30 protein-coding genes and 1 pseudogene are annotated in these 25,761 nt (G+C 38.7%); 18 read left to right on the top strand and 13 right to left on the bottom strand.

The window, feature by feature from the left end; translation table 11 throughout:
- Positions 1 to 20: 20 nt before the first annotated feature.
- The 4 genes from DZB84_RS10675 to DZB84_RS10660 all read left to right on the top strand — a co-directional run bounded on the left by DZB84_RS10675 (position 21) and on the right by DZB84_RS10660 (position 4,222).
- Complete coding sequence (locus DZB84_RS10675; protein WP_116352250.1) at positions 21 to 602, top strand: YpmS family protein; 582 nt, start codon at positions 21 to 23, stop codon at positions 600 to 602.
- A gap of 103 nt (positions 603 to 705) precedes the next feature.
- Entirely contained in the window at positions 706 to 1,644 is a 939-nt protein-coding gene (locus tag DZB84_RS10670; RefSeq protein WP_116352249.1) for a phosphotransferase, read from the top strand.
- Positions 1,645 to 1,735: 91 nt separating this feature from the next.
- Positions 1,736 to 2,980, top strand: a complete 1,245-nt coding sequence (locus DZB84_RS10665; protein ID WP_116352248.1) for an aminopeptidase — start codon at positions 1,736 to 1,738, stop codon at positions 2,978 to 2,980.
- Positions 2,981 to 3,283: 303 nt separating this feature from the next.
- Positions 3,284 to 4,222, top strand: coding sequence for a magnesium transporter CorA family protein (locus DZB84_RS10660; RefSeq protein ID WP_116352247.1), 939 nt, complete (start codon positions 3,284 to 3,286; stop codon positions 4,220 to 4,222).
- Between the two features lie 39 nt (positions 4,223 to 4,261).
- Here DZB84_RS10660 and DZB84_RS10655 read toward each other — a convergent pair whose 3' ends face one another.
- A complete protein-coding gene (locus DZB84_RS10655) occupies positions 4,262 to 4,783 on the bottom strand; it encodes an HD domain-containing protein (RefSeq protein WP_116352246.1) in 522 nt (173 codons plus the stop codon).
- A gap of 151 nt (positions 4,784 to 4,934) precedes the next feature.
- Here DZB84_RS10655 and DZB84_RS10650 point away from each other — a divergent pair, with 151 nt between their 5' ends.
- On the top strand, positions 4,935 to 5,678 hold the full coding sequence (locus tag DZB84_RS10650) for an AAA family ATPase (RefSeq protein ID WP_116352245.1): 744 nt from the start codon (positions 4,935 to 4,937) through the stop codon (positions 5,676 to 5,678).
- Positions 5,679 to 6,016: 338 nt separating this feature from the next.
- On the opposite strand, the gene DZB84_RS10645 is transcribed toward DZB84_RS10650, so the two are convergent.
- Positions 6,017 to 7,183: a chromate transporter gene (locus DZB84_RS10645; protein ID WP_116352244.1), complete on the bottom strand. Its 1,167-nt coding sequence runs from the start codon at positions 7,181 to 7,183 to the stop codon at positions 6,017 to 6,019.
- Between the two features lie 17 nt (positions 7,184 to 7,200).
- Positions 7,201 to 7,509: a PadR family transcriptional regulator gene (locus tag DZB84_RS10640; protein ID WP_116352243.1), complete on the bottom strand. Its 309-nt coding sequence runs from the start codon at positions 7,507 to 7,509 to the stop codon at positions 7,201 to 7,203.
- A 177-nt stretch (positions 7,510 to 7,686) separates the two neighbouring features.
- Here DZB84_RS10640 and DZB84_RS10635 point away from each other — a divergent pair, with 177 nt between their 5' ends.
- Positions 7,687 to 8,382, top strand: coding sequence for an AIM24 family protein (locus DZB84_RS10635; protein ID WP_116352242.1), 696 nt, complete (start codon positions 7,687 to 7,689; stop codon positions 8,380 to 8,382).
- A 54-nt stretch (positions 8,383 to 8,436) separates the two neighbouring features.
- Here DZB84_RS10635 and DZB84_RS10630 read toward each other — a convergent pair whose 3' ends face one another.
- From DZB84_RS10630 to DZB84_RS10620, 3 genes are all read right to left on the bottom strand, one after another.
- Positions 8,437 to 9,417, bottom strand: coding sequence for a glycoside hydrolase domain-containing protein (locus tag DZB84_RS10630; protein WP_116352241.1), 981 nt, complete (start codon positions 9,415 to 9,417; stop codon positions 8,437 to 8,439).
- Positions 9,418 to 10,115: 698 nt separating this feature from the next.
- The gene (locus DZB84_RS10625) at positions 10,116 to 10,400 is read right to left on the bottom strand and encodes a phage holin family protein (protein WP_189655218.1); all 285 of its coding nucleotides are present in this window, start codon (positions 10,398 to 10,400) and stop codon (positions 10,116 to 10,118) included.
- A gap of 154 nt (positions 10,401 to 10,554) precedes the next feature.
- Positions 10,555 to 11,763, bottom strand: coding sequence for an MFS transporter (locus DZB84_RS10620; RefSeq protein WP_116352239.1), 1,209 nt, complete (start codon positions 11,761 to 11,763; stop codon positions 10,555 to 10,557).
- Between the two features lie 188 nt (positions 11,764 to 11,951).
- On the opposite strand from DZB84_RS10620, the gene DZB84_RS10615 reads away from it, so the two are divergent.
- The 3 genes from DZB84_RS10615 to DZB84_RS10605 are packed head-to-tail and all read left to right on the top strand — an operon-like array spanning position 11,952 to position 13,091.
- A complete protein-coding gene (locus tag DZB84_RS10615; protein ID WP_116352238.1) occupies positions 11,952 to 12,218 on the top strand; it encodes a hypothetical protein in 267 nt (88 codons plus the stop codon).
- Positions 12,219 to 12,261: 43 nt separating this feature from the next.
- On the top strand, positions 12,262 to 12,714 hold the full coding sequence (locus DZB84_RS10610; RefSeq protein ID WP_116352237.1) for a hypothetical protein: 453 nt from the start codon (positions 12,262 to 12,264) through the stop codon (positions 12,712 to 12,714).
- Positions 12,711 to 13,091, top strand: coding sequence for a hypothetical protein (locus DZB84_RS10605; RefSeq protein ID WP_116352236.1), 381 nt, complete (start codon positions 12,711 to 12,713; stop codon positions 13,089 to 13,091). Before DZB84_RS10610 ends, DZB84_RS10605 begins: the two co-directional genes overlap by 4 nt.
- Positions 13,092 to 13,126: 35 nt before the next feature.
- Here DZB84_RS10605 and DZB84_RS10600 read toward each other — a convergent pair whose 3' ends face one another.
- Positions 13,127 to 13,417, bottom strand: coding sequence for a hypothetical protein (locus DZB84_RS10600; protein WP_116352235.1), 291 nt, complete (start codon positions 13,415 to 13,417; stop codon positions 13,127 to 13,129).
- Positions 13,392 to 13,649: a CGCGG family putative rSAM-modified RiPP protein gene (locus tag DZB84_RS10595; protein WP_116352234.1), complete on the bottom strand. Its 258-nt coding sequence runs from the start codon at positions 13,647 to 13,649 to the stop codon at positions 13,392 to 13,394. Before DZB84_RS10595 ends, DZB84_RS10600 begins: the two co-directional genes overlap by 26 nt.
- 220 nt (positions 13,650 to 13,869) lie before the next feature.
- Here DZB84_RS10595 and DZB84_RS10590 point away from each other — a divergent pair, with 220 nt between their 5' ends.
- Positions 13,870 to 14,883 carry an acyltransferase family protein gene (locus DZB84_RS10590; RefSeq protein ID WP_116352233.1) on the top strand — a complete coding sequence of 338 codons (1,014 nt, stop codon included), beginning with the start codon at positions 13,870 to 13,872 and terminating at the stop codon, positions 14,881 to 14,883.
- A 114-nt stretch (positions 14,884 to 14,997) separates the two neighbouring features.
- Here the strand turns inward: DZB84_RS10590 and DZB84_RS10585 are convergent, their stop codons facing one another.
- The gene (locus DZB84_RS10585; RefSeq protein ID WP_116352232.1) at positions 14,998 to 15,243 is read right to left on the bottom strand and encodes a DNA alkylation repair protein; all 246 of its coding nucleotides are present in this window, start codon (positions 15,241 to 15,243) and stop codon (positions 14,998 to 15,000) included.
- A 118-nt stretch (positions 15,244 to 15,361) separates the two neighbouring features.
- Here DZB84_RS10585 and msrA point away from each other — a divergent pair.
- From msrA to cspD, 3 genes and pseudogenes are all read left to right on the top strand, one after another.
- Positions 15,362 to 15,901: pseudogene (gene msrA / locus DZB84_RS25275) on the top strand (peptide-methionine (S)-S-oxide reductase MsrA); the annotation flags it as partial.
- Complete coding sequence (gene msrB, locus DZB84_RS25270) at positions 15,878 to 16,324, top strand: peptide-methionine (R)-S-oxide reductase MsrB (RefSeq protein WP_223254432.1); 447 nt, start codon at positions 15,878 to 15,880, stop codon at positions 16,322 to 16,324. The pseudogene msrA and the gene msrB, both read left to right, overlap by 24 nt.
- Positions 16,325 to 16,576: 252 nt before the next feature.
- Complete coding sequence (cspD, locus tag DZB84_RS10575) at positions 16,577 to 16,777, top strand: cold-shock protein CspD (RefSeq protein WP_077618477.1); 201 nt, start codon at positions 16,577 to 16,579, stop codon at positions 16,775 to 16,777.
- Positions 16,778 to 17,452: 675 nt separating this feature from the next.
- Here the strand turns inward: cspD and DZB84_RS10570 are convergent.
- The gene (locus DZB84_RS10570) at positions 17,453 to 18,319 is read right to left on the bottom strand and encodes a LysR family transcriptional regulator (protein ID WP_116352230.1); all 867 of its coding nucleotides are present in this window, start codon (positions 18,317 to 18,319) and stop codon (positions 17,453 to 17,455) included.
- 116 nt (positions 18,320 to 18,435) lie between these two features.
- On the opposite strand from DZB84_RS10570, the gene DZB84_RS10565 reads away from it, so the two are divergent.
- A complete protein-coding gene (locus DZB84_RS10565; RefSeq protein ID WP_116352229.1) occupies positions 18,436 to 19,722 on the top strand; it encodes an NCS2 family permease in 1,287 nt (428 codons plus the stop codon).
- 32 nt (positions 19,723 to 19,754) lie between these two features.
- On the opposite strand, the gene DZB84_RS10560 is transcribed toward DZB84_RS10565, so the two are convergent.
- Complete coding sequence (locus DZB84_RS10560) at positions 19,755 to 20,150, bottom strand: nuclear transport factor 2 family protein (protein ID WP_116352228.1); 396 nt, start codon at positions 20,148 to 20,150, stop codon at positions 19,755 to 19,757.
- Positions 20,151 to 20,333: 183 nt separating this feature from the next.
- Here DZB84_RS10560 and DZB84_RS10555 point away from each other — a divergent pair, with 183 nt between their 5' ends.
- Both DZB84_RS10555 and DZB84_RS10550 read left to right on the top strand, forming a co-directional pair.
- Complete coding sequence (locus DZB84_RS10555; protein WP_116352227.1) at positions 20,334 to 20,729, top strand: VOC family protein; 396 nt, start codon at positions 20,334 to 20,336, stop codon at positions 20,727 to 20,729.
- A gap of 286 nt (positions 20,730 to 21,015) precedes the next feature.
- Entirely contained in the window at positions 21,016 to 22,794 is a 1,779-nt protein-coding gene (locus DZB84_RS10550; RefSeq protein WP_116352226.1) for an adenine deaminase C-terminal domain-containing protein, read from the top strand.
- A gap of 77 nt (positions 22,795 to 22,871) precedes the next feature.
- Here DZB84_RS10550 and DZB84_RS10545 read toward each other — a convergent pair whose 3' ends face one another.
- Positions 22,872 to 23,762, bottom strand: a complete 891-nt coding sequence (locus DZB84_RS10545; protein WP_116352225.1) for a LysR family transcriptional regulator — start codon at positions 23,760 to 23,762, stop codon at positions 22,872 to 22,874.
- A 164-nt stretch (positions 23,763 to 23,926) separates the two neighbouring features.
- Between DZB84_RS10545 and DZB84_RS10540 the strand changes: the two genes are divergently transcribed.
- The gene (locus DZB84_RS10540; protein WP_116352224.1) at positions 23,927 to 24,616 is read left to right on the top strand and encodes a CoA transferase subunit A; all 690 of its coding nucleotides are present in this window, start codon (positions 23,927 to 23,929) and stop codon (positions 24,614 to 24,616) included.
- A gap of 13 nt (positions 24,617 to 24,629) precedes the next feature.
- A complete protein-coding gene (locus tag DZB84_RS10535) occupies positions 24,630 to 25,289 on the top strand; it encodes a CoA transferase subunit B (RefSeq protein WP_116352223.1) in 660 nt (219 codons plus the stop codon).
- Positions 25,290 to 25,461: 172 nt separating this feature from the next.
- On the opposite strand, the gene DZB84_RS10530 is transcribed toward DZB84_RS10535, so the two are convergent.
- Entirely contained in the window at positions 25,462 to 25,755 is a 294-nt protein-coding gene (locus DZB84_RS10530) for an EthD family reductase (RefSeq protein ID WP_223254431.1), read from the bottom strand.
- Positions 25,756 to 25,761 lie beyond the last annotated feature (6 nt).

The following is a 25,761-nucleotide window of genomic DNA, read 5'->3' as shown; positions in this document are numbered from 1 at the left end:
CTTCGTAGAGGAGGTCTTTGATGAAGATAAAAAATAAATGGAAGGTCTTATTTCTAACATTACTTTCGATTAATCTGGTATGTGTCCTCATTTTTTTCGGGTTGCTTTTTACACCTAATAAAGAAGTGACCCCGAAGGAAAAAGTGGTTTCGAATGATTATGTGAATCTATCCGTCGAAACAAACAAAGAGGATCTAACAAGGGTTATTAATAACTTTTTGAAAAAAGAGGCAAAGGATAATCCTCTAAACTATAAGGTCTTGTTGACAGAAAGGGTCATGCTGCTCGGGACGATTCAAGTCTTTGGTAAAGAGATTGATATGGTTATGACTTTTAAGCCTAAGGTACTTGAGAACGGAGATTTACTTTTACAGCAGGAGGCTTTTACTGTTGGTCAAGTGAGCCTACCGGTTACGTTTGTTCTACGCTATATTAATGACTATTACAATCTACCTGAGTGGGTTCAGATTGATGCAAAAAATCAAGACATTTATGTTTATTTGTCTGAGATGAAAATGAAGAGCGACACGAAGGTTGAAGTCGATACCTTTGATTTAAGTAAGGACGAGTTAAGGTTTAAGTTGCAGGTTCCAATGGACTAGAGCAAATCATAATTGATTTGCTCTTTTTTAGTATAAATAAAGGAGTAGAACATGTTTTATAGAAACTAATAAGGAATAAATTTAGGTAAAGAGGGTGCTTTTTATGAAAGGGCATTCAGAAAAATGGCTACATACTGTAACCAAAGATGCAGGTTATGAAATCACTGGTAGTGTTGAAAAGGTCAAAGATACTGATTTTTGTTTAGTTGTACGAATTCCTACAAAACGTGGAGTTTTATTTTATAAGGAAAATGGACTGTCCACTAAACATGAAGCTGTAGTAAGTAAGCATTTAGATTTGAGATTACAGGGTAAAACGGCTCATATAGTAGCATTAAACGAATCAGAAGGCTGGTTTCTGATGGAAGATTTGAAGGGAAAACCCCTTCGAAATATAAAGGATAAACAGCTCTATTGGCGAGCCATACAAGAATATGCAGAGTTACAGATTTCTCAAATGGAAGAAGTGGAAAGCCTAATCAAAATGGGTGTTCCTGATCGTAGAATGCCTATTCTTAAACAAGAAATTGAACAGCATTTAAAAGAAATGTGTGGAACAGGTCTAACAGAGGATGAAACGAAGAAGGTGATGTCACTTCAACCTGAACTTCAATCAATGTGTGATCAAATGGACTCAATATTGCCAGCTTCAATTGAACACGGGGATCTCCATTCAAACAATATACGAATCGTTAATGACAACATCGTGTTTTTTGATTGGGGGGATGCATCCGTTTCCCATCCGTTTTTTAGTACGCGAATATTCTGGCATGCGCTTGATGATCTAATCCATGATGAATCCGAATGGCTCGGAATGGTGAATGAATTTCGCCCTTTCTACCTAGAACCTTGGACAAAATTTGCATCCATAACGGAATTAGACAAAGCCTTGCGCATTTCGGATGAATTAGCATGTGTCCAGCGTGCCCTTAGCTGGCACTTATACTTGACACCTCACAGTAAAAATAAAAGTGAATGCTTTGATAGGCCAGCCCAATGGCTAAGGCTTTTTCTTGGGCATCGTTCTTTGGTTGGAAAGTGATATATGAGTGTTAAAGTTCATTGAATCATTAGTAATTTTAAAACGGGTTATGCTAGTATAGAAACATACATATTTTATTGGGGGTATTAAAATGGTTCTACCAAACTTCGAAGAAAATTTACAAAAATATGCAAGGCTTTTGGTAGCTAATGGACTAAATGTGCAAAAAGGTGATTGGGTAAAAGTGACGATTACCGTTGATCAAGCACCACTTGCTCGTCTAGTGACAAAAGAAGCTTATTCATTAGGAGCAGAAAAAGTCATTATAAAATGGTCTGATGATGAAATTACAAAAGAACATTATTTACACCAGCCAGAAGAGGTGTTAACAGATATACCTGAGTACGAAATTCAAGAATCTGAGGATCATGTTCTCAATCACAAGGTTTGTCGTCTATCGATTGTGTCGAGTGATCCAGGCTTCTTAAGTGGAGTAGATCCTGCTAAAATTTCAGCATTTCAAAACAAAGCTGCTAAAGCTTTCAAAGTGCAACGTATTGCAACACAAAATAATGATTTAAAATGGACTGTTGCAGGTGCAGCTGGGGCAGGCTGGGCTGCAACAGTATTTCCGAATCTAGCATCGTCAGAGGAACAGGTGGATGCACTTTGGGATCAAATTTTTAAAACATGCCGAGTGTATGAGGACGACCCAGTAGCAGCATGGGAAGAGCATACAAAAATGTTGAATGAAAAGGCAGCAAAATTAAATGAAATTCAGTTTGACATGCTTCATTACAGAGCACCAGGCACAGATTTTAAACTTGGTTTACCGAAGAATCATATTTGGGAAAGTGCAAGAAGCTATAATCCAAATGAGGAAGAATTTATTGCAAATATGCCGACTGAAGAAGTGTACACGGCACCTGATACACGCCGTATGGACGGAGTGGTTCGCAGCACAAAGCCATTAAGCTATGCTGGGACATTAATCGAAGGGATTGAGGTTCATTTTAAAGATGGCAAAATTGTTGACATCTCTGCAGAAACCGGAGATGAGATCATGAAGAAATTGGTTTTCGATAATGAAGGTGGAACAGGTCTTGGCGAGGTTGCGTTAGTGCCAGACCCATCGCCAATTTCACAATCAGGCATTACCTTCTTCAATACTTTATTTGATGAAAATGCGTCAAATCACCTTGCGATTGGTGCGGCATATCCAACGAACCTACAAGGTGGCACGAAGATGAATGAAGCTGAATTAAAAGAACATGGCTTGAATGTTTCAACCGTTCATGTTGATTTCATGATTGGCTCAAGTGAAATGGATATTGACGGGATTAAAGAAGATGGTACTGTTGTGCCGGTTTTTCGTAAAGGTGATTGGGCAATATAAGAAAAGATGGAGTCCAAGGAAAGGCTTTCGAAAGCTTTTTCTTGGGCTTTTTTTTTGAGAAATTTTGGTTGGGAAAAATCAAGTAGTTACAAACACCGATTTTTCGAGTACAATATTACGGTATTCTAATGAAAAAGGAGTTGAATTTTTATGAGTAGTCATTTGTGTAACGACCCTGATCCCGCGTCGAAAAAAGGGGAGGTCATTAATGAACCAATTTTCGTAAGTTGGAAAACAAATAAGAATTCAACTTTAACTGGTGAAGATTTTTGACTTCCTCGTTGAAAAAGAGGAGGTTATTTTATGTTAAATATTTATCTATCCAATGAGCAGGGAAAGTTACAGGAAACAACGACTATTACAAACGGTTGCTGGATTAACCTAATTGCTCCAACTGAAAAAGAAATCAATGAAATCACATCAACACTCGAAATACCTGTGGAATTTATCAAGGATCCATTGGACGAAGAAGAGCGGTCTAGGATTGAAAAAGACGGGGAAAACATTTTAATCATTGTCAACATTCCGTCGGTTTCCATGGATGAAAATGAGATCCCGATATATGACACCATTCCATTAGGAATCATTATAGCCAAAAATTGTTTTGTGACGGTTTGTTTAAAGGATAATCCGATCTTTCATAGTTTCTCCGAGGGGAAAATCAAAAACTTTTTTACCTTTAAAAGAACAAGGTTTGCTTTTCAAATTCTTTATACGATGGCAACCTTATATCTCAGATATTTAAAGCAAATAAGCAAGAAAACGGATTTAATTGAGAAAGAACTTCATCAATCGATGAAAAACAAGGAGCTTTTTTCACTCTTAAACTTTGAAAAAAGTTTAGTCTATTTTACAACCTCCTTGAAATCGAATAATATTGTCATGCAGAAAATGTTGAAAAGTAATTATTTGAAAATGTATGAAGATGATCAGGAATTGCTTGAAGATGTCATCATTGAAAATCAACAGGCGATTGAAATGGCAGAAACACATACCTCGATTTTAAGTGGAATGATGGATGCCTTTGCATCGGTGATCTCCAACAATGTAAATATTGTCATGAAGTTTTTAACTTCGATTACAATTATTCTATCGTTGCCAACAATGGTCGCAAGCTTTTACGGAATGAACGTATCGATTCCGTTCCAGGAATACCAATATTCCTTTTTAATTGCGATTACGATTTCGTTTATTTTATCAAGTATTACTGCTTATATCTTTTGGAAGAAACGTTTCTTCTAGGGTTTGTGGCGTTGGTCCAGGTAGTGGGATCAACGCTTTTTATTGCTGATTTATCATTTCTTGTTCTACTAATTCGTCTAATCTGGCAATCATTTTCTTCGCTTTGTCCTCCTCAATTTGACGATAATGATGGAGGCCGCCTTTTTCTTCATCCATTTCATCAGCAAGCTTTGTGATGGCCTGCAGAGGTGTTCGCTTGATAAATCCTTCCTCGATATAGGAATCTGTATGGAATAAGATCGCATAGGCAATCTCCTTGGCATACTTTGGATTTTCACCTAAACGAATCAATAATTTATGAGCACGCTCCGCACCTTTAATCGCATGAATATCATTTTCCTTGTACATGCTGTAATCCCATTTTCCGTTTTTATACCACGTGTAGTGTCCCATATCATGAAGCAATGCAGCCTTTGTTGCTAGATCGACTGATACATTTCGCTCCTTCGCCATTTTAAATGCATGATACGCACAAGCAATCGCGTGTGCCTTCCCTGAGCGAGACAGGTACTTTTGAGCAATCCGATGATTAAAAATGTCTTTTAATGTAACATATCTCATTTGTCAGGTCTCCTTTATTGGTAAATTTTTAGAATTTTATCATGTCTGCCAGATATTATCAAGATATAATAATCCAAATGTGATGGAAATGGGTGGAAGATTAGAACTTGCGTGTTAAAATGGTTGTATCAGAATAGTGTGGTGATTAAGCTTGTTTTTACATAGTGTGAAAGTGTTGGCGGAAAAAATGCATAATGTACGTGAGTATCCTTTTTCTATTCCAAGTATTAGGGGCCTGGACCAGCTCGATTTTCATAATCGCGTGACGTTTTTTGTGGGTGAAAATGGGTCTGGTAAGTCGACTTTGCTTGAGGCAATCGCCCATCAGTGTGGGTTTAATACTGGAGGTGGCGGAAGAAATAATTTTTATACATTTGAAGATGCGGCGCCCGCATTAAGTGACTATATTCGGCTTTCATGGATGCCGAAAATTAACCAAGGCTTCTTCTTACGAGCAGAGAGCTTTTTTCAATTTGCGTCATACTTGGACCAATTGGCCGAGGAAGATCCTACTTTTAACTATCAGGGGTATGGTGGTAAGTCGCTACATGAGCAATCACATGGTGAGTCATTTTTGTCTTTATTTTTAAACCGATTTGGCGCTCAAAGTCTCTATCTTTTGGATGAGCCAGAGGCTGCGTTATCTCCGGCACGACAGCTTGCATTTTTGCGAGTGATACACGAACTGGCGAGCAGGGGAGATGCGCAATTTATCATTGCGACACATTCACCGATTTTACTAGGGTACCCAGGTGCTCAGATTTACAATTTTGATGCATCTCCGATTGAGGAGATTGCCTATGAAGAGACCGAGCATTATCAGATCACGATGGGATTCTTAAATCGCCGGGAACGGTATTTGGAGGAGCTGTTTCGTGAGGATGAGGAAGATTAAGTTGATAGAGGTTATTTAGGGGATTTTCGTTCCATTTGAATGCAAATTTTGAAGGGGTGATGGTATGGTTAGGCATTATTCATACCATCAATTTGGTTTTATGGAAGAGTGAGGGTACGATTAGTCGTTATTCGTACCCTCATTTTGCTATTTAAGGAAAGTGAGGGTAAGATTAGACGATATTCGTACCGTCAATTTGGTATTTATGGAGAGTGAGGGTAAGATTAGGTGTTATTTGTACCCTCATTTTGCGATTTTCAAAGAGTGAGACGCTATTCTTGGTTGCATCTATTACTTTTCAACGAAAAGGTATAAAAAAAGACTACCAAACTGGTAGTCTAGAACAAACCTATAATGGCTCCGCCGATGGCTCCTGTTACAACCACAATCCAAGGTGGCAGCTTCCAATAGACAAGCATGCTGAACAAAACGGCAGCAAATGCAAAATCAATAGGCGCAAATACAGTGCTGGTCCATATTGGGTGATAGAAGGCCGAGATCAAAATTCCAACTACTGCCGCGTTTACCCCCATTAAAGCCCCTTTAATTTTAGGATTGCGTCGAAGAGAATCCCAGAAAGGGAGTGTTCCTAAAATAAGTAAAAACGCTGGAAGGAAAATAGCGACTGTTGCAAGTAGTCCACCTTGCCAACCATTCATCACGGCACCAAGATAAGCAGCAAACGTGAAGAGTGGACCCGGAACAGCTTGTGCTGCACCATATCCGGCTAAAAATGCTTCTTCACTAAGCCATCCTGTTGGTACAAATTCACGCTCCAATAACGGTAAAACCACATGACCGCCACCAAAAACAAGTGAGCCAGAACGATAAAAACTGTCAAACATCGCAATCCATTCCAAGGAAGTAACTTCCCTTAAAATCGGTAAAACAATCAGCAAACCAAAAAACAATGTCAAACAAATCGCAGCAAACCCTTTAGATATTGGAAACTGTAGATTTGTAGTTTCGTTGTCTGTTTGATTTTTAAATATGACAAATCCTAGGATTGCCGCAATGAGAATTACTCCTACCTGTGTAAAGGCTGTTTGCCATAATAGTGTTCCTACTAGCGCAAACAGAGCTAATGACTTTCGGGGTAAATCCGGTGTTAGCTTTTGCGCCATACCAAGGATGGCATGTGCCACGACGGCGACAGCAACTAATTTTAAACCATGAATCCAGCCAGCAGTTCCAACATCTAAACCTTGAAGAATGATGGCGAAAACAATCAGCGCAATCACGGATGGTAGGGTGAATCCAAGAAACGAAACAATACCACCGAGTACACCGGCACGCATGACACCTATGCCGATTCCCACCTGACTGCTTGCTGGTCCGGGTAGAAACTGACACAAAGCAACCAGGTCCGCATACGTTTTTTCATCCATCCATTTTCTTCTGCGGATGTATTCTTCGTGGAAATAGCCTAAATGGGCAACAGGTCCTCCGAAGGATGTTAATCCTAGTCTAGTTGAGACGAAAAGAATCTCTAGTAAATTTTTCATTCTATTCTCCTTTCAAATTAATCCTTAATTTCTTTAAAAAGCTCATAGGCTTTATTTCTAGCTTCGATAAGGATGGAACTTCCTTTTTCAGTGGTTGTATAATATTTTCTAATTTTTCCTTCTACATTTTTTTCCTCTTTTCTTAAAAGTCCATCTGATTCCATACTGTGGAGTATTGGGTAGAGCGTTCCAGAGCTAATGTTGTAGCCGTGCTCTCTCAATTCTTCGAGCATCCATGCACCGTAAATGGGGTGCTCCTGTGCATGATGTAAAATATGTATTTGAATGAACCCAAGAAAGAGCTTTCGTAATATCTTTTCTTCCACTTTATGTACCACCAATCAACTTAATATAGAAAGCCAATATCGAAAACCGATATCGGAATTATAGCATTCAAGTTTGATTTTTTAAAGTCACATAGAGGATGTTTACAAAAGCTTTACATAATGAAACCTTTTTACAATTTGAATCGTAAAACAAACTAACGAAAGGATGTGGGTGAAATGAATAAATATTCGATTGCGGAATTCATTAAAAATACGGAGCAAGAGGACAAAGGGGAAGGTCTATTTGAATTAGAAACTCCAAGAATGCTTGAGGTAAATCTTAATGGCATGGTTTGGGCAAAAGCAGGTTCGATGGTTGCGTATAATGGAAAAATTAAGTATGAACGAGAGGGAATTCTTGAGCATGGTCTAGGAAATATGTTTAAAAAAGCATTGACAGGAGAAGGGGCATCTCTGATGAAAGCAAACGGGCAAGGTAAGCTATACCTGGCCGATAGTGGGAAAAAAATCATCATCCTTCAGCTGCAAAATGAAGCAATTTACGTGAATGGAAATGACCTTCTAGCCTTTGAACCATCCTTAAAGCACGAAATCAAGTTAATGAAACGAGTTGCTGGAATGATGGCAGGTGGATTGTTTAATGTTCGTTGTGAGGGAAGTGGAATGTTGGCAATTACAACTCATTACGAGCCACTCACATTGCGTGTAACCCCAGGGAAACCGGTTGTCACCGACCCAAATGCAACAGTTGCATGGTCAGGAAATCTTCAGCCAGAGTTCCAAACCGATATCTCATTTAAAACCTTCGTCGGACGTGGAAGTGGGGAGTCAATCCAAATGAGATTTGAAGGAGATGGCTTTGTTATCGTTCAGCCGTATGAAGAGGTTTACATGCAGCAATCGAATAGTTGAATAGTATAGTGGAAGCATGAGAAAAGAATCTCATGCTTCTATTTTGTTTACAAACTACGGTCCCCACAACACATCGACGAGTTCTCGTTTGAATAGATTGGTGTCAATGTTGCAGCTTTTTGATTCAAGACCATATTGCCAACCCCATGCGAGTGAGCCTGCCGGGGCGGATGGGTTAAACTCTGGTGCTTTTGATTCTGCCGTAACTCCTACGCTCGGTGCGGCTGTCCAAATATAGTTTTGTTCGAGGATAGCACCATTGCTTTTTCCAGCTTCTTGATAGGCTTTAAACAAAGCTTGTTCGGGGTCAAACACTCCATAGATTCCAGATTTGTATTTTGAACCTACGATTGTATCAAACCAGCCATTGATAAACTCTGAATCTACGGGATAGTCCGGTTCAATATCGGCAAAGATGGCGATATTCTCGGGGATGCCTATTTCACCTGCTAGCTTAAGTGCATCCTTTGCATGTGCTACACCATTATCGTAACCGGTAGCGTCATTAAAATGATTGTAGATTGGTAGGATAAAATCTCCTTCAGCATGTATGATTTTCACTTGCTCAGCTGTAAGGCCAACTGAGATTCCATCACGCCCACCGATGTAACGACCAAACACAATAGGGTCACCAAAGTTTTCTTTTACACAAGCATAAAAATCCTTGGTTGTTTCACTGGCTGAATCAATTCCCCATACGACTTCGGGCAGATTATCACTAGGTTTTTTCGTTTCATTCTTGTTTTGATCTTGTTGTTGTTCTTGTTTATTGTTTTCATTATTTTGCTCTGTTTGTTGTGGTTTTTCCTGCTCTTTTTGTTTTTCTTCCTCATGTTTTTGATCTTGGTTTTGTTCTTCTGCTGGAGACTTTTGATTTTGATCTTTGTTTGCAAGAGGGGGAGTCGGTGGTGATTCTGTGGCAGGAGTCGTTGTTGCAGGATTTGGTTTGTCCTCTGTTACATAGAAATACACCCCACAGCATAAAAGGAAGCCGATGACAGCAGCTACAATCAAATTAAATACTTTTTCTGTCATTATATCACCTCACTTCGATACTCCCTGTATCATATGAAAGGTTTATGTGTAGGGTGTGGGTCTGGGCTGGTATGGTTTCATCAACCTATAAAGTCAGGAGCGTGGCAATGAAAGGTATTGCGAAAAATGGAAAAGGTCTTGTCATAAATGCGATATATTAAAAGGGATCTGGATAAAGGTGGAAAAACTCATAACATAAACGTTATATATGAAAAGGGGTCTGGATAAAGGTGGAAAAACTCATAACATAAACGTTATATATGAAAAGGAGTCTGGATAAAGGTGGAAAAACTCATAACATAAACGTTATATATGAAAAGGGGTCTGGATAAAGGTGGAAAAACCCATAACAAAAACACTATATTTGAAAAGGGGTTTGGATAAAGATGGTAAAACCTATAGTATAAACGCTATATATGAAAAGAGATTTGGATAAAGGTGGAAAAACTCATAACATAAACGCTATATATGAAAAGAGTTGGATAAATATAGAAAAACCCATAACATAAACCCATCTATGAAAAGAATTTGGAATACATGCTACGGCAATTATTCAGGTCATACAAAATTTAAACCGTGGCATCTGTGACCGCGGTTTAAATTTATTCCTTAGGTTCTTTGTAAATTGGTCAACTCCATTTAAGTGAGGTGGCTTTTCTTTCCATGGATGTCTCTAAATATCGATGTGAACTCGACTGTTATTCATCCTTTTTATTTATAGCTGTGTTGATACCGTGGATGGTGTTTTTGATAAGGTCTTCGGAGATCATGGTTGCTCCTGTGACAAGAATCGCCTGGACAACGGATTGGATAATAAACCCATAGTATAGAAGACAGGCGAAAATTGCGAAGCTTAACTGAATCCATCTATGTGTCCATTCTGGAATGAAGGGAGTTTCTTTTAAAATGAGGCCAATGAAATAGAGAACAGGAATTAAGATAAACGCATCTTGACGAATATATAATTTTAAGTTGAGATCCATTTTTTCACCTACAAGATTCAAATTCTTTAGGATAAAATATTCGTGAAAGACGGGATTGGTCATTAGGAAATTAAACTTTCTGAAAAATGTTGAATGAGTCTTAAACACACAAAAAACGCTAGGTTGATAGCCTAGCGTAATCGTGTCCATCTATTTATTTCTTTGCAAGGAGCTGTTGTTTTACCGTGCGTTTCCGTTGATCACCATTTAAGTATGCTGTCGCCACTGCAACTAGAAGCAAAGCGCCTGTTACGGTGAATAGGATTTGTGTTGGAAATAAGCCTCCGAGTAAACCACCTAATAGCGGACCAATCATTCCGCCGATTTGGTTTGCTGTTTGGTTTAAACTGAATGCTCTGCCCCGGAAATCTTCTGGTGTTGATTTGACGACTAATCCGTTTAACGCAGGGAAGACCGCACAGAAGAATACGCCATAGACAAAGCGTATGAAAGAAAAGCCCCAGATTTGGGTAAAGACGATTTGAGCTAAAGTACCGATTGCTGCCCCTAAAAGTCCGATAAATAGAACGCGGTGGAAACCAACCTTATCCGCCCATTTACCCCATACAGGTGCAAAAAGTGCACTTGCTAGACCAGGTAAGGAAATGACAAAACCAGTAAGTAAGGTCGCATAGTTTGTGTGGCTTGCGATATCAGCAATGTATAACGGCAAGATCGGATCGATAATCATCGTAGAACAGCTGACCATAAGCGTCAGAATTAATACAAGCAAGAATGGGCGGTTGTTTATCGCAATGCGAAAGTCTTTGATAACAGAGCCTTTTTCCTTGTTTGCTTTGAAATTTTCCTCTTTTACGAAAAAGATAATTAAAATTGTTGCCAGTAGGACTATGATTCCTGCACTGGCAAACGCCCAGCGATTACCCCAAAGCTCTGCCATTCCTCCTCCTAAAAGAGGACCTAGAATCATCCCTGTTGCTGCCGCAGATGAAATCATCGATAGGGCATAACCCACCTTCTTCGTTGGCGTGTTAGTACCTACAAGGGCAATGGAGCCAGGTATAAATCCACTTAGTAAGCCTTGCATTAATCGAAGACCTAATATTTGATACGCGTTTGTGACAAAAGCCATTAACGTGTAAACAAGAAAAAGGGCAAATCCTGCCCGAACGATCATTGGTTTGCGTCCGTATTTGTCGGCAATTCTTCCCCAAAACGGAGTCGCAAATGCACCCGCAAAAAAGGCGGCCCCGTAGATTAGTCCTGACCATAATTCGGTGTGGTCGTGCACCCCGATTTCCAATAGAAAAATTGGTAAAAATGGAATAACCATCGAAAAACCGGAAGCCGTAAAAAAGACACCAATCCAGAGAACCCATAAATTTCGTTGCCAAGTTGGCATATCTTTTTCCATCTCCTAAACTATTCTTCATATACTAGTAGACTAATAATATCACAATTGGAGATTATTTTCATAATCGAAACTTTCGGATTCAGAAATATTCTAATTGAATAATTGGCTGAAAATTACAAAAGTAGTCTTTTTGGGTTTGGAAAAATATGTTACCCTAATTGATGGGAGGTGCAAGCATGACCAAACTTATTCGTACGTTCATTTTGTTTGTATTTGTCACGTTAACTATTACATTGTTTTTGAAAGGATTAGAGCTCTGGTCCCTTGGGACAAATGTGAATGGCGATGGTATTGAGGTTCATTTTTTAGGATTGGAAATTGATGATCGTGTACCGGAAAAAATCATACCGGTATATTCAATCTGTTTTTTTATTGCAAGTTTACTCACATTATTGTTCACCTTCATCCTTGCACCAAAAACATATTTTAGAAGGTTTGGATAGAGTGGGCTCCATTTTGAAGAGGACAATAAGAGTACTAATTTTAATGTTTATTGTGATTTGCTTGTTCGCGGGCGGACAGTATTTTTATATAAAGAATTTATATTTGAACCCTCATCATGTTGTTGAGCAAATACTTGAAGAGGCAAGGAATGACAAAGAAAGCAGTTCGTACATAGTTGAGGAAAGCCAGTGGGATTCGATTAAGGCAGATTCAGTTTTTGAAAGTGTAAGAGAACCCATTAATTGGCATGAATTTAAGGGTTTTGTACAACAATGTAAGTTTGAGTTGACCTATGATAATGGAGAGGCAACTTATGAAATAATGAAGGAACTATACAAAGATAAACATCGTTATGTGGGGGTTGTTTGTTTTAAATATGATCCGGAAAATGGGCAAGAATTAGGAGTAAGGGACTCGTATACACTTCTCGTTGAGTACATTGACCGTTCCTGGACAGTGGTTGGGGTAGGCAAAAAAGCGGAGGAAACAAAATGAGATTTGTAAGAATCTATTTACTGTTATTTATTATTCTCTTATTCACTGGCGCTTGTCATGATCGTTCACCCGGGAGCCCAATAGGGAATCCTACTCCTGCGGATTTATTAGTTAATGAGTATGCAGATATTTTTATGTTGGATGGGATTGTATATTCAAATGGGCAGGATGTTGATTGGATACAAGAACTTGAGTATACAATTGGGGAGCAGGTGGGTGAGATTAAAAAACAGTCAAATAAGACAAATGGTTTTAGTGACGGAACAGCAAATATCCTACCTGTTGGAACGAAAATATATGAAACAGATACACCAGTATATATTGCCATTGTGGATGGGAAAGAAGAAATCTGTTATTTAAAGATGCTAGAAGGATAAAAAGAAATACTCAGCGGACTGATCTGAGTATTTTTTTAATGGGGAAAATAAATTTGAAGGGACTCGCTTTTATTAGTCAGCTGAAAAAAGTCACGAAAATCTGGGAGTATTTCAATTGTTTCATAGTTTGCGAGTGGGACTTTTTGTTTCATGATCTGGTCTTTCATAAAAATCAGTAAACCATCCTCAACTTGTATATAAGAAAAAAAGAACCCGTCACGAGCAATTAATTGCTCGTCCTCGTACCAATTTACGACCACCTGTTGGTTTCCATAGGTTAATAGTTTTTGTACCAATTCTTTATTTTTTCCAGACGCGAAAAACATAGCCACCACACCCACATTGATCAATGAATTTATAGGTCACATCAGAATCAAATTTACGACTTATCGTTTCTGCAAGATAATGAACCGGGTTGCCAAAGCTTGCCGGAGTGACAAGATTGACATAACAGCCACTTACCGTTTCCTCGATTGCCATTAGCCCATCCTCGATCACTAGAGCTCGGTTATGCTGATAATCCCCATGTTCTAAATCTATCGACCAATCCTTTGCCATACCATCACCTCAACTTCATTATAAAGGTGATTATGGCAAAAGAAGATGATATGAATCACAGAGAAAAGTTGTTACAGTTTGTTTCAATTTGGTTAAGATTTTTCAGTATAATTACAAACGGGTCTTAGTCTTTAAAAAGATATTTACAAATCAAAGACATCGGCATAAAATACCTTCTTGCGATGCTATAATACGATAACAATAGTATGGAGGTTTTATGATGGCTACTAAGCGAGAGTATTATTTTGATAACGCAAAGTTTATCCTAATATTCCTTGTTGTCTTTGGACATTTTATCCAGCCTTTTATAGATGATCATAAAATCATCATGACAATTTACCACTTTGTCTATTCCTTTCATATGCCTGCATTCATTTTGGTATCGGGATATTTTGCAAAGGGATTTAAGAAGGAAGGCTACATTAAAAAGACAGCGAAAAAGTTGTTAATTCCGTATTTAATTTTTCAGCTAATTTATACGATTTATTACTACTTCCTATATAATGGGCAGTCGCTCTTATTCGAGCCATTTAATCCGCAATGGTCACTTTGGTTCCTCATTAGTTTATTCTGTTGGAATGTGATGCTTTATGGCTATACGAAGCTACCGATGAAATGGTCGTTAGCACTTGCGGTTATTGTTGGGGTAGGAGTAGGTTATCTTCCATTTGTGGAGAATTATTTAAGTTTATCACGGACATTTGTCTTTTTCCCTTTATTCTTATTAGGGTTCTATTGTAAAAAAGAGCATTTTACTGCGTTAAAACGTCCGGCGGTCCAGGTAGGATCAGCGATACTCCTGTTGGCGATTTTTATTGGATATTATTTTGTTCCAGATTTCAATACTGGTTGGCTGTTGGGGTCAAAGTCGTATGAGACACTTTCACAGGAAAATCTAGGTGGGCTCATAAGACTAGCAGTTTATGCAATATCAATTGTGATGACAATTGCATTTTACTCCTTATTACCGAAAAATAAATATTTCTTCACAAGCTGGGGAACACATACATTGTATGTCTATCTACTTCATGGTTTTGTGATTAAATATTTCCGAAACAGCGAATGGCTTGACGTGATTAATGATACGGGGAATTTTGTAATATTGGTGATCGCATCCCTAATATTAACATTGCTACTATCATCCAAAACAATCCGTGCAATTACCCAGCCACTCATCGAACTCCGAATCTCCATTATCAAGCGATTCTTCAGAGTAAAACAGGAAGGGTATTAAGGAACCATAGGGACGGTTTTCTTGGTCCAGTTTATACTGGTAACCCAAGGGAATGGTCCCTTTTGTGTGTTTTGGGGGAACCACAAGAACCGTCCCTGTGGCACCCGTGGTCACTTATCCTTTATAGTTTTGGGCTCTTTTAACGAAGGATTGTTCGTCTTCGATGAGGCCGCATACGCCGCACTGTACTTTGATTTCTGGACCGCGGTATGGGACATGGAACGGGTCAAGGTTTGCGGTGTATTCTTCCACAATTTCTCCACTTTGCGGGTCCATTTTAACTGACTTTGGCACTTGTTCAATAATATTAAATCTTGAACGATTGGTTTTACAATTAGGACATAAATAAGGACTACTCATTTTTGCACCTCCTATTTTTTACTTTTTCCTTTTCTGGAATAAATATGAGCGTATTTTTTTGAACACGCGCTAGAAGTGATATAATGAAACCAAGAAAAAGGAGAAAGGAAGAGGGCAAATGGAAAATACACATGAAAAAGTAGAAAAAGCAACCTTTGCAGGTGGCTGCTTCTGGTGTATGGTTAAGCCGTTTGATACGCAGCCAGGAATTATTGAGGTTGTTTCAGGTTACACAGGGGGAACGAAAGAGAACCCGACGTATGAAGAAGTATGTTCTGATACAACTGGACACTATGAAGCCGTTCAAATTACATATAATCCAGACATCTTTCCTTATGAAAAGCTAGTTGAACTTTTTTGGCAGCAAATCGACCCAACTGATGCGGGGGGACAATTTTACGATCGTGGAGAATCCTATCGCACAGCGATTTTCTATCATACAGAGGATCAGAAAAAAATTGCAGAAAAATCGAAACAAAAGCTTGGTGAAAGCGGGATTTTCTCAAAACCGATCGTAACTCCAATTCTTCCTGCAAAGGAATTTTACCGTGCGGAAGAGTATCATCAGGATTATTATAAGAAGAAACCAGAACATTACAATCGTTATCGCAAGGGCTCTGGAAGGGATACATTTATTAGAAAGCATTGGGCTGCAAAGGAATTTGAAGAGGCGAAGAAAAATCTGACAGACATGCAGTACTACGTGACACAAGAACAAGGTACAGAGCCGCCGTTTCAAAATGAGTTTTGGAACAATGCTAAAGATGGCATTTATGTCGATATTGTTTCAGGCAAGCCATTGTTCAGTTCGTTGGATCAATATGATGCAGGCTGTGGCTGGCCAAGCTTTACGAAGGCGATTGATGCAAAAGAAATCGTAGAAGAGCTTGATACATCTCATGGTATGATTCGAACCGAGGTTAGAAGCAATACAGCAGACTCACATTTAGGTCATTTGTTTTATGATGGTCCTGGTCCAACTCGTATGCGTTATTGCATCAACTCTGCAGCACTACGTTTTATACCAAAAGAGGATCTTGAAAAAGAAGGCTACGGAGAATACGCGAAACTTTTTCATTAAAAAGCATGTCAATACACCAACTGTGAAAAAATGACTATTTTCATAATTGTTGGTTGACTCTGGTAAGCTAGAATGCTATGATGAAATAGACCATTTTGTTGCGTTATATAAGTTTAAAGAAAGAAAGAACGTTAATTTCGGCTTATCTTCTGAAGTTATATGTGAATTTGTTTTAGATTTATGTAAGTGTACAATGGTTAAATTTTTCGATGCACAAATGGTTTGTGTGTTCATTTTTAGGAGGCATATTTCATGCAAAATGGTAAAGTAAAATGGTTTAACAGCGAAAAAGGATTCGGTTTCATCGAAGTACAAGGTGGAGACGATGTTTTCGTACACTTCTCAGCAATCCAAGGCGATGGCTTCAAAACTTTAGAAGAAGGTCAAGAAGTTTCTTTCGAAATCGTTGAAGGTAACCGTGGACCTCAAGCATCTAACGTAGTTAAATTATAATTTAACCTATAAATAAGAACTCAAAAACAGTCCTACACTTGTGGGGCTGTTTTTTTATTGGGTTTTGGACCGGTAGAACAGGAACGGTGTACCAGATAGGGGGGCATGAGAGGAAGTTTTTGCATGTGTTTCATGAGTGGTTTAGTGATATATGTTCGATGGGGGAAATCTGATCATGTGGTGTAAGACAGGTAGAGGTGTAGGCTACGGCGGGAAAGTATTTGGTTTTCTAACATAAGGGTATTCTACTGGTACATGCTGGGGTAAAAAGATTTTGGGCATATATAGCGCGGGGTGGTATAGAGGGGGATGAAAGACGGATATGTTCCCTCGTTTGATACCCTCATTGGTTGAAATGCAAGTGACTGAAGGTACGAATACTGTCTAATCATCCCCTCACAAGTTGTAATGTAAATGACTGAAGGTACGAATAATGGCTAATCATCCCCTCACAGGCAGTAATGCAAACGACTGAAGGTATGAATAATGGCTAATCATACCCTCACTGATTGTAATGAAATGTCTGAAGGTACGAATACTGGCTAATCATACCCTCACAGGTTGTAATGTAAATGACTAAAGGTATGAATAATGGCTAATCATACCCTTACTGGTAGTAATGTAAATAACTGAAGGTACGAATAAGGGTTAATCATACGATCTTTGGTCTAATAACTAAGATAATTCCTTTTTTACCAACTCAATAAAGTTCTTAGCTGGAGTTGAGACATAGTGATGCTCAAGCCAAATCATTCCTAATGAGGAATACATCGTTGTATCTTTTATCGGAGCAGAATGTAGATCTCCATCTCCATACACATCCAATACGGATTTAGGCACGATCGTTGCTCCCATTCCGCCTTTAACCATTTCCATTAATACATGCATATCTGAGCACTCTGCAATACTCGTAAATTGAAGTTTTTGTTTTGAGAAGGCTTCGTGAATGATGTTATAGCTCCCCAAACCTTCAGTACTCGGAATAATGAGTGGCAATTGTGAGATTGATTCAAGCGAAACCATGTCTGTTTTCGTTTTACTCACAAAAACAAATGGCTCGCTAAGAAGGTGCTCATATATGAAACCTCGATGCTCAAGCGGAAGGCGTACGAATGCCATTTCAATTGCACGTGATTTAACCATTTCCGCTAGATAATAAGAGTCATTCTGAACGACTTTCAATGTCACAAGCGGATATATTTTATGGAAGGCTTGAAGCATGTCTGAAAAGCCTGAAACAGATAGTGTGTTAATTCCGACAGCCAGCACACCTTTCGTTCCTTCTTCTGTTTCGTGAATTTCATGTTTAATTTCCTCAACACTGTTCACGAGATGTAATGCGCGTTGATAAAGAATATCGCCTTTGTCGGTTAACTCCATGCTTTTGCCATTGCGCTCAAACAATTTAACACCAAGCTCTTCTTCCAGCTGTTTTAGTTGCATACTTAATGGGGGTTGTGACATATGAAGCCGGTTCGCCGCTGCTGTTATATTTTTTTCTTCGGCTATGGCGATGAAATATCGTAATTGTTTTATGTCCATTTATTTCTCCTTCTATACGAAAAAAGTATGGTTTCTATATAAATTATATATTTTTCATATGGTGTAAGTCCATGTTATGATAAGAATCGTTTTCACGGATAGAAAGGTGATAAAATATGGAACGATTTTTTAACTTAAAACAACATGGAACTACAATTGGAAAAGAATTCTCTGCAGGGTTCATTTCGTATATAACGGTAGTTTATATTATTATTGTCAATGCAACGATTCTAGCAGCAGCGGGAATTCCGATGGAGGCAGGAATCATTGCAACGATCTTAACTAGTTTTTTTGGATGTGTAATTATCGGGTTATGGAGTAACACTCCAATTCTCCTCATTCCTGGAATGGGTCTAAATGCGATGTTTACTTATACAATCGTGCAATCTGGGGGATTCACTTGGCAGGAAGCGCTGGCGATGGTCTTCGTTTCAGGACTAATCTTTGTGGTGATTGCTTTTACCCCGATGGCAAAGGTAATTACTTCCTCCATCCCCAATTCTTTAAAAGAAGCGATAACGATTGGGATTGGAGTACTATTGATTTTAATCGGGTTTGACAATGCGGGGATTATTACAAGCTCTGAGCACACGTTACTTGCTATAGGGGATTTAAGTAGCCCTTCAGTACTCGTCACCTTTATTGGTTTAATTATCACAGTCTTATTATTTATTAAAAATGTACCTGGAAACCTGTTATTAAGTATTTTAATTACATCGGTGTTATCGATTTTGTTTGGTGGAGCCAAGTATGAAGGGATTTCCTTCTCAACACCAAACTTTCATGAGTACTTGGGGGTCTTTGGCCAATTATCATGGGCAGAAGCAGGGAATCTTGTTTTCTGGTTAACTTCCATTTCTTTAGCAATGGTGCTCGTCTTTGAAAACATTGGTTTGATTCATGGACATACCAATATGCTAAAACGACCGGAAAGTAGTAAAAAGTCTCTTCAAGCAACTGCTGTGTCTGTTTTATCTTCAGGAGTCTTTGGAACAAGTCCCACAGTTGCTTCTGTGGAAACAGCTGCTGGAATCACTGCTGGGGGAAGAACTGGACTAACCAGCATCGTAACGGGGGTTATGTTCTTACTTTCCATGTTATTTATTCCGGTTATTAAAATGGTCCCGGCAAGCGCTGTTTCACCGATTTTAATCTTAATCGGCGTTCTTATGTTGCAAAACATCGTAAACATTTCGATGGATGATTTTACAGAGAGTTTTCCAGCACTTCTTATCATTGTGCTGATTCCATTAACATATAGCATTGCAGATGGTATGGCGATCGGCTTTATTTTATATCCTGTAATGAAGCTGTTAATGGGAAAAGGAAAGGAAATTCATCCTGCACTTTATATGATTGCACTTTTATTTATTAGTAATTTTGTGATTCAGTATATATATTAAAAAAAGCAGTCCTTTGGGGGCTGCTTTCATTTTTAGAACATCCCATTTTCATTCAGTGAGTTCTCTGGGATGGGTTGTCCAATATCCCATAATTCAACAACTTTGTCGTCTTTGAAACGAAAAATATGTACAACAGCTGCTCCAAGGTCATCTGGATTTTGCCTTATATGGGAGTATACGGTAACCATATCACCTTCTTGTATGGCAAGCTTTACCTCAGAAGTTTTGTGAGGGTTTTGGACTTTGTTTTCTTCCATGGCAAGCATGAGACTTTCTGCATCGCCACGAAAAAAGGGATTGTGGTGGAAAAAATCAGCATGTACATATCTCTCATATGCTTCTCGGATTTTTCCTGAAACGATTAGATTTAAAAACGATATGGCTGTTTCTTTGAGTGAAGGGTGTAGTGATTGTTGATCTGTTGTCATTAGTACCATCCTTTTTTCTCCGAAGTCTACTGTATAAAAGAGCATGTGTCAATTGAATGAATCTAAAAGTCTAAATGACTTTGAATATTATTTATTATTTTTTCCGATAATGAAAAAGGTGTTTCAAGACTAAGGTAGAATTTACATAGTGTGGAAAAATTTGTGGATGGGCTGGTGGATAAGATGGGAAGATTAATTCATTTTGAAATTCATGTAGATGACATGGAACGAGCAAAAACGTTTTATGGCGAAGTATTTGGTTGGAAGTTTGAGGATTGGAGCGATTATGCCGGGATGCCTTATTTCGGAGCGGTAACGGGGGATGAAAATGAACTTGGTATAAACGGAGCGTTGATGCAACGTCAAAGTCCTCCTCCAGAAGCGAATCAACCTTTGAATGGCTATGCTTGTACAATGGGTGTAGAAGATTACGATACGACTGAGCAAAAAATTATGGCGCGTGGTGGAAAGGTAGCAATGCCAAAGTACGCGCTTCCTGGAATGGCTTGGCAGGGTTACTTTGTGGATACAGAGGGAAATATCTTTGGGATTCATCAGCCGGATGAGAATGCGAAATAAAGTTTTAAAGTTCTGAGTGAATAATAAGGTCTTTTGTCCCTACAAGGGGTGAAAGGCCTTATATTTGTATTATGATTCCCGTCTAGATATCGATTTACAAAGTTACAAGAAAGACGGTAGATAAGCTCGCATTTATCGGGCTTCTTTTTTTATAGGAATATACTTAATTTTTTATAAATTCGAGCAATATGATTGACAGGTACAAACACTTCTTATTAATATTATGTTATATAAACGAAGGTTAACAAAACATAATGTGTGTTTTTAAATAGGGGGAGTGAGAGGTTTGAGGCTAAGAGCAAAACGTAGTGAGCTAGTGGAAGTAGCAAAAGGGAATTTACCTGCCGATCTATATATTAAAGGTGGGACTGTAATCAATGTGTATTCAGGCGAATTTTTAAAATTAAATGTAGCTGTGTATAAGGATAGTATTGCATATGTTGGAGAAAGTGAAGCGATGGTTGGCGAACACACTAAGGTCATACATGCGGAAGGAAAGTATGTATCACCAGGGTTTATCGAGGCGCATTCCCACCCATGGGTTGTTTATAATCCAATCAGCATCACGAGCAAGGTGTTGCCACTGGGGACAACCACATCAGTTAATGATAATTTGTTTTTCTATTTACATATGGGTGCTAAAGGTTTCAAGGATATGGTTCTTGATTTAAAATCGTTACCTGGAAATTTCCTCTGGCTTGTTCGACTTGTTTCTCAGGCGGATTATCCTGGAGAACGTGACTGGTATAATCATCAGGATATTCAGGAACTACTTGCAATGGAAGAGATTGTTGGCTCAGCAGAAGTCACCCGTTGGCCGCTCCTTTATAATGGTGATCCTTTTTTACTTGATACAATGGATTATGTAAAAGAAATCGGTAAAGTATCTGACGGTCATACATCAGGTTGTTCTTATGAAAAATTAAACGCGATTGTAGCGTCTGGTGTGACAGCTTGCCATGAAGCAATCACAGCAAAAGAGGCACTAGATCGACTACGCTTAGGCATGTGGACGACATTGCGAAACAGTTCACTTCGACCTGACCTTGAAGAAGTCATTAAAATGATTACAGAAGGAAATGTCAACACAAGCCGAATCGTGATGACAACAGATGGGCCACATCCAGGTTTCATTGAAAGGGAAGGCTTTGTCGATGGACTTGTGCGCAAAGCGGTTGAACTCGGTGTGCCTGTAATGGATGCGATTCAGATGGTCACAGTTAATGCAGCGACATATCTACGCTTGGAGGATTATATCGGAGGTATTGCTCCGGGTAGAAAGGCAGATATTCTCTTACTTCCGGATCTAGTTGACTTCCGACCTGAAAGAGTTATCGCAAGCGGTGAAGTCGTGGCAAAGAATGGACAATTACTAGCATCGATGCCAGAGATAGATTGGAGAAAATACGTTGTTCGTGAAGCTTTTGAATTTCCGAAATCAGTTCTAGAGAATCCAGAACTCTATCTATATCCACATCCAGATGATAATAAACCATTACCCGTTTCCTATTTTAAAAGTAATGTAATCACTTCGAGGAAGGATACAATGATTTCTTCGGTTAATGGATTTGCGGATCTGTCTGGTCATGAAGGACTTATGTATTCAGCATTAATTGATCGTAGAGGAAATTGGGTCAGTAAGGCCGTATTAGAACGATTTGCTGTGACGCTCGATGGAATGGCCTCGACCTATAATACGACGACAGAATTGTTAACAGTCGGAAGAAACCCGCAAGCCATGGCAATAGCGGCTACAAGGGTTCATGAGATTGGTGGGGGAATTGTCATTGTTGATGGTGATGAAATCATCCTTGAAATTCCGCTTCCTCTTACAGGTATGATGACAACAAATCCTTCATTTGAAAAAGCTGTAGAGTATCATGATAAACTACTTAAAACCTTACAGGATCGAGGCTTCCCATTCCATGATATTCTGTACACGTTGTTATTCCTAACTTGCGATTTCTTACCGGGATTACGCTTAATTCCATATGGATTGTATGAAGTGAAGCGGGATGAGATTTTATTAAAGGCTGAAGCTTTTGGATTGGGAGTAACGAAGTAGTATTAATAAAGAACCTACAAACACTAAAATAGTGATGGTTGTAGGTTCTTTGTTTTTTGAAAATAAAATTTTTAACCTCAGTAACCAATCTCATGAAATTCCTCACCAAGAAATTGCAGTAAAGCCCTGACCGCAAAGGATCGGTACCTGTCTTTTTTAGTAATGACAACGAGCTCCCACATCGGAGGAGATTCAAGTGGAATCATGTTGATTTTAGTGTCATCCATTTTAGAATAAATGGATTTTGGTAGAAGAGTAATCCCGAGTTGGGCAATAACCAATTCAGTAATCAAGTCCCATTGTGAACTTACATAAGCGATTTTAGGAGAAAATCCGGCGTGTTGACAATGTTGAATAATCAAGTTATGTAAGGCGAATTCTTGATTAAAGAGAATAAAAGATTCATTTTCAAGTTGTTCTAGTTTAACAGTTTTCTCATTTGATAATAAATGTGTGGGATGAGTGAAAAGTGTAAATTCTTCCTTGATGAATGGGTGAACCATAAATTTATTGTGATCTGTTGGGTTTACGACAATGCCCACATCAACTTGCCCCTCATCGACTAAATGTTCAATCCGTTTTGCTCCAAGTTCGATTAATTCTAACGATACCTGAGAATGCTGCATGCCAAATTTTTGTGCAATCGTTGGAAAGAAAAGAGTGCCAATTAAGGGAGGGATCCCTATTTTAATATTTCCAGTTGGCAGGTTCATTAAATCATCTAATAAGGTATGAAGTTCATGGGTGGCACCTAGGATTTTAGATGCTTGCTTATACACAATTTCACCGGCATCCGTTAATATCAGTTTTCTGGTTGAGCGTTCGAATAGTTCAACCTTAAGATCCGTTTCTAATTTTTTGACGGATTTACTCAGGGTAGGTTGCGAAATATAGGTGTTAACCGCTGCTTTGGTAAAACTTCCGTAATCGACAACTTCCATAAAGTAGCGTAAATCTTTTAATTCCATTGGTCCTCCTTATATTCCAATTCGTAATAAAGTTTATTCTTATTATTCATTTTACGGATAAATCGGACTGTTGTAAAATTTTATTTAGAAGATAATGAAAATTTAGAAACGAATAAAGCTAAAGGACAAATTGTCTCATTTTTATATAACAGGAGGGGTAGAAAATGAAAACAATCTATACTAGCTTTGAAGAAGCTGTAAGCGGTATCAAAGATGGAATGACACTGATGGTAGGTGGATTCGGTCTTGTTGGAATTCCAGAAAATCTAATACTTGGCATTCGTAAAACAAACGTAAAAGACTTAACTGTTATTTCCAATAACTGTGGAGTGGATGATTGGGGGCTTGGGATCCTTCTGCAAAATAAGCAAATCAAAAAAATGATCTCCTCATATGTAGGGGAAAACAAAGAGTTTGAAAGACAGGTTTTAAGCGGAGAATTAGAGGTTCAACTCGTACCACAAGGATCTCTAGCGGAGAAAATTCGTGCAGGTGGTGCGGGGATTCCTGCATTCTACACGCCAGCAGGAGTAGGAACTCCAATTGCAGAAGGACGCGAAACAAGAGAGTTTAACGGAAAAGAATATTTACTGGAAGAAGGATTAACAGCGGATTTTAGTCTAGTAAAGGCATGGAAAGCAGATAAACTAGGAAATTTAGTTTATCGTAAAACAGCACAAAACTTTAATCCTATGATGGCAGCTGCGGGGAAGGTCACCATTGCCGAGGTAGAAGAAATTGTTGAGGTTGGCGAACTGGATCCAAATGAAATTCACACACCAAGTATCTATGTTCAAGGACTGATTGTAGGGAAGCATGAAAAGCGAATTGAACGTCTGACTGTTAGAGATTAAGGGAGGTATAACAATGTCAAATAACGTGAGAGTGCAAATTGCACAAAGGGCAGAGCAGGAAATTCAAGACGGTAGTTATGTGAATCTGGGAATTGGAATGCCGACGATGGTAGCAAATTATATTTCTGACAATAAACATGTGGTTTTACAATCGGAAAATGGTTTATTGGGAATTGGTCCATATCCTACGAAAGAAGAGGTCGACCCCGACTTGATTAATGCCGGTAAAGAGACAGTCACAGCGATGACAGGTGCAAGCTTTTTTAGTAGTGCCGAATCCTTTGCGATGATTCGCGGAGGACATATCGACATTGCCATTTTAGGCGGGATGGAAGTAGCTGAGAATGGTGATTTGGCCAACTGGATGATTCCGGGAAAGATGATTAAAGGTATGGGCGGTGCGATGGATTTAGTTCACGGTGCGAAAAAGACGATTGTCATCATGGAACATGTGAATAAGCATGGACAGCCAAAGATTCTTAAAAAATGTAGCCTTCCACTCACGGGTCAAAATGTAGTCGATCGAATTATTACGGACAGAGCTGTTATCGATGTAACGGAGAATGGGTTGAAATTAGTTGAGGTGGCTAAAGGATATAATATTCAAGATGTAGTTGAATCAACTGAAGCGGAATTGAATGTTTCTGAAGACGTGAAGATTGAAGCTTATTGATTTGAAGGTGAAACCTCCAAACATTTTGGTTTGGAGGCTTTTCTGTACAAAAGATTAGAGAATAATAGTTATATATGGTTAAATAATGGTTATGTCCGCTAATTGTCGTGTGAGCCCAACATAAAGTGGGTCATAAACTTGCTACAGAACGAGGCAATAATTTTTAAAATAGCTATTCCACAATCGTTATTATCGGTGGCTTATTTAAGTATTGGAATAGATTTGGACCGTCTGCTTCCGCTTCTCTTGCTTCTGGGCTTGAAAAGGCTTCAGTTAGTTTTTCTATATTCTCAAACTCTAAAACAGTTATTAGATATAGGTTTAAATCCGTATTTTGAGAATCAACTACACGATGAACGGAATCTTTTATAATGTTTGGGATTCTACGACCTAATGGAACATGAACATTATAATAATGTTTGTCAAAAGCCTCCTTGTCCTTTGGTTCCTCATACATGATGATCATTTTCGC

The sequence above is a fragment of the Bacillus sp. HNG genome (assembly GCF_003400205.1).
Taxonomy (GTDB): domain Bacteria; phylum Bacillota; class Bacilli; order Bacillales; family Bacillaceae_L; genus Ferdinandcohnia.
This window is presented reverse-complemented; position numbering and strand designations above follow the sequence as displayed.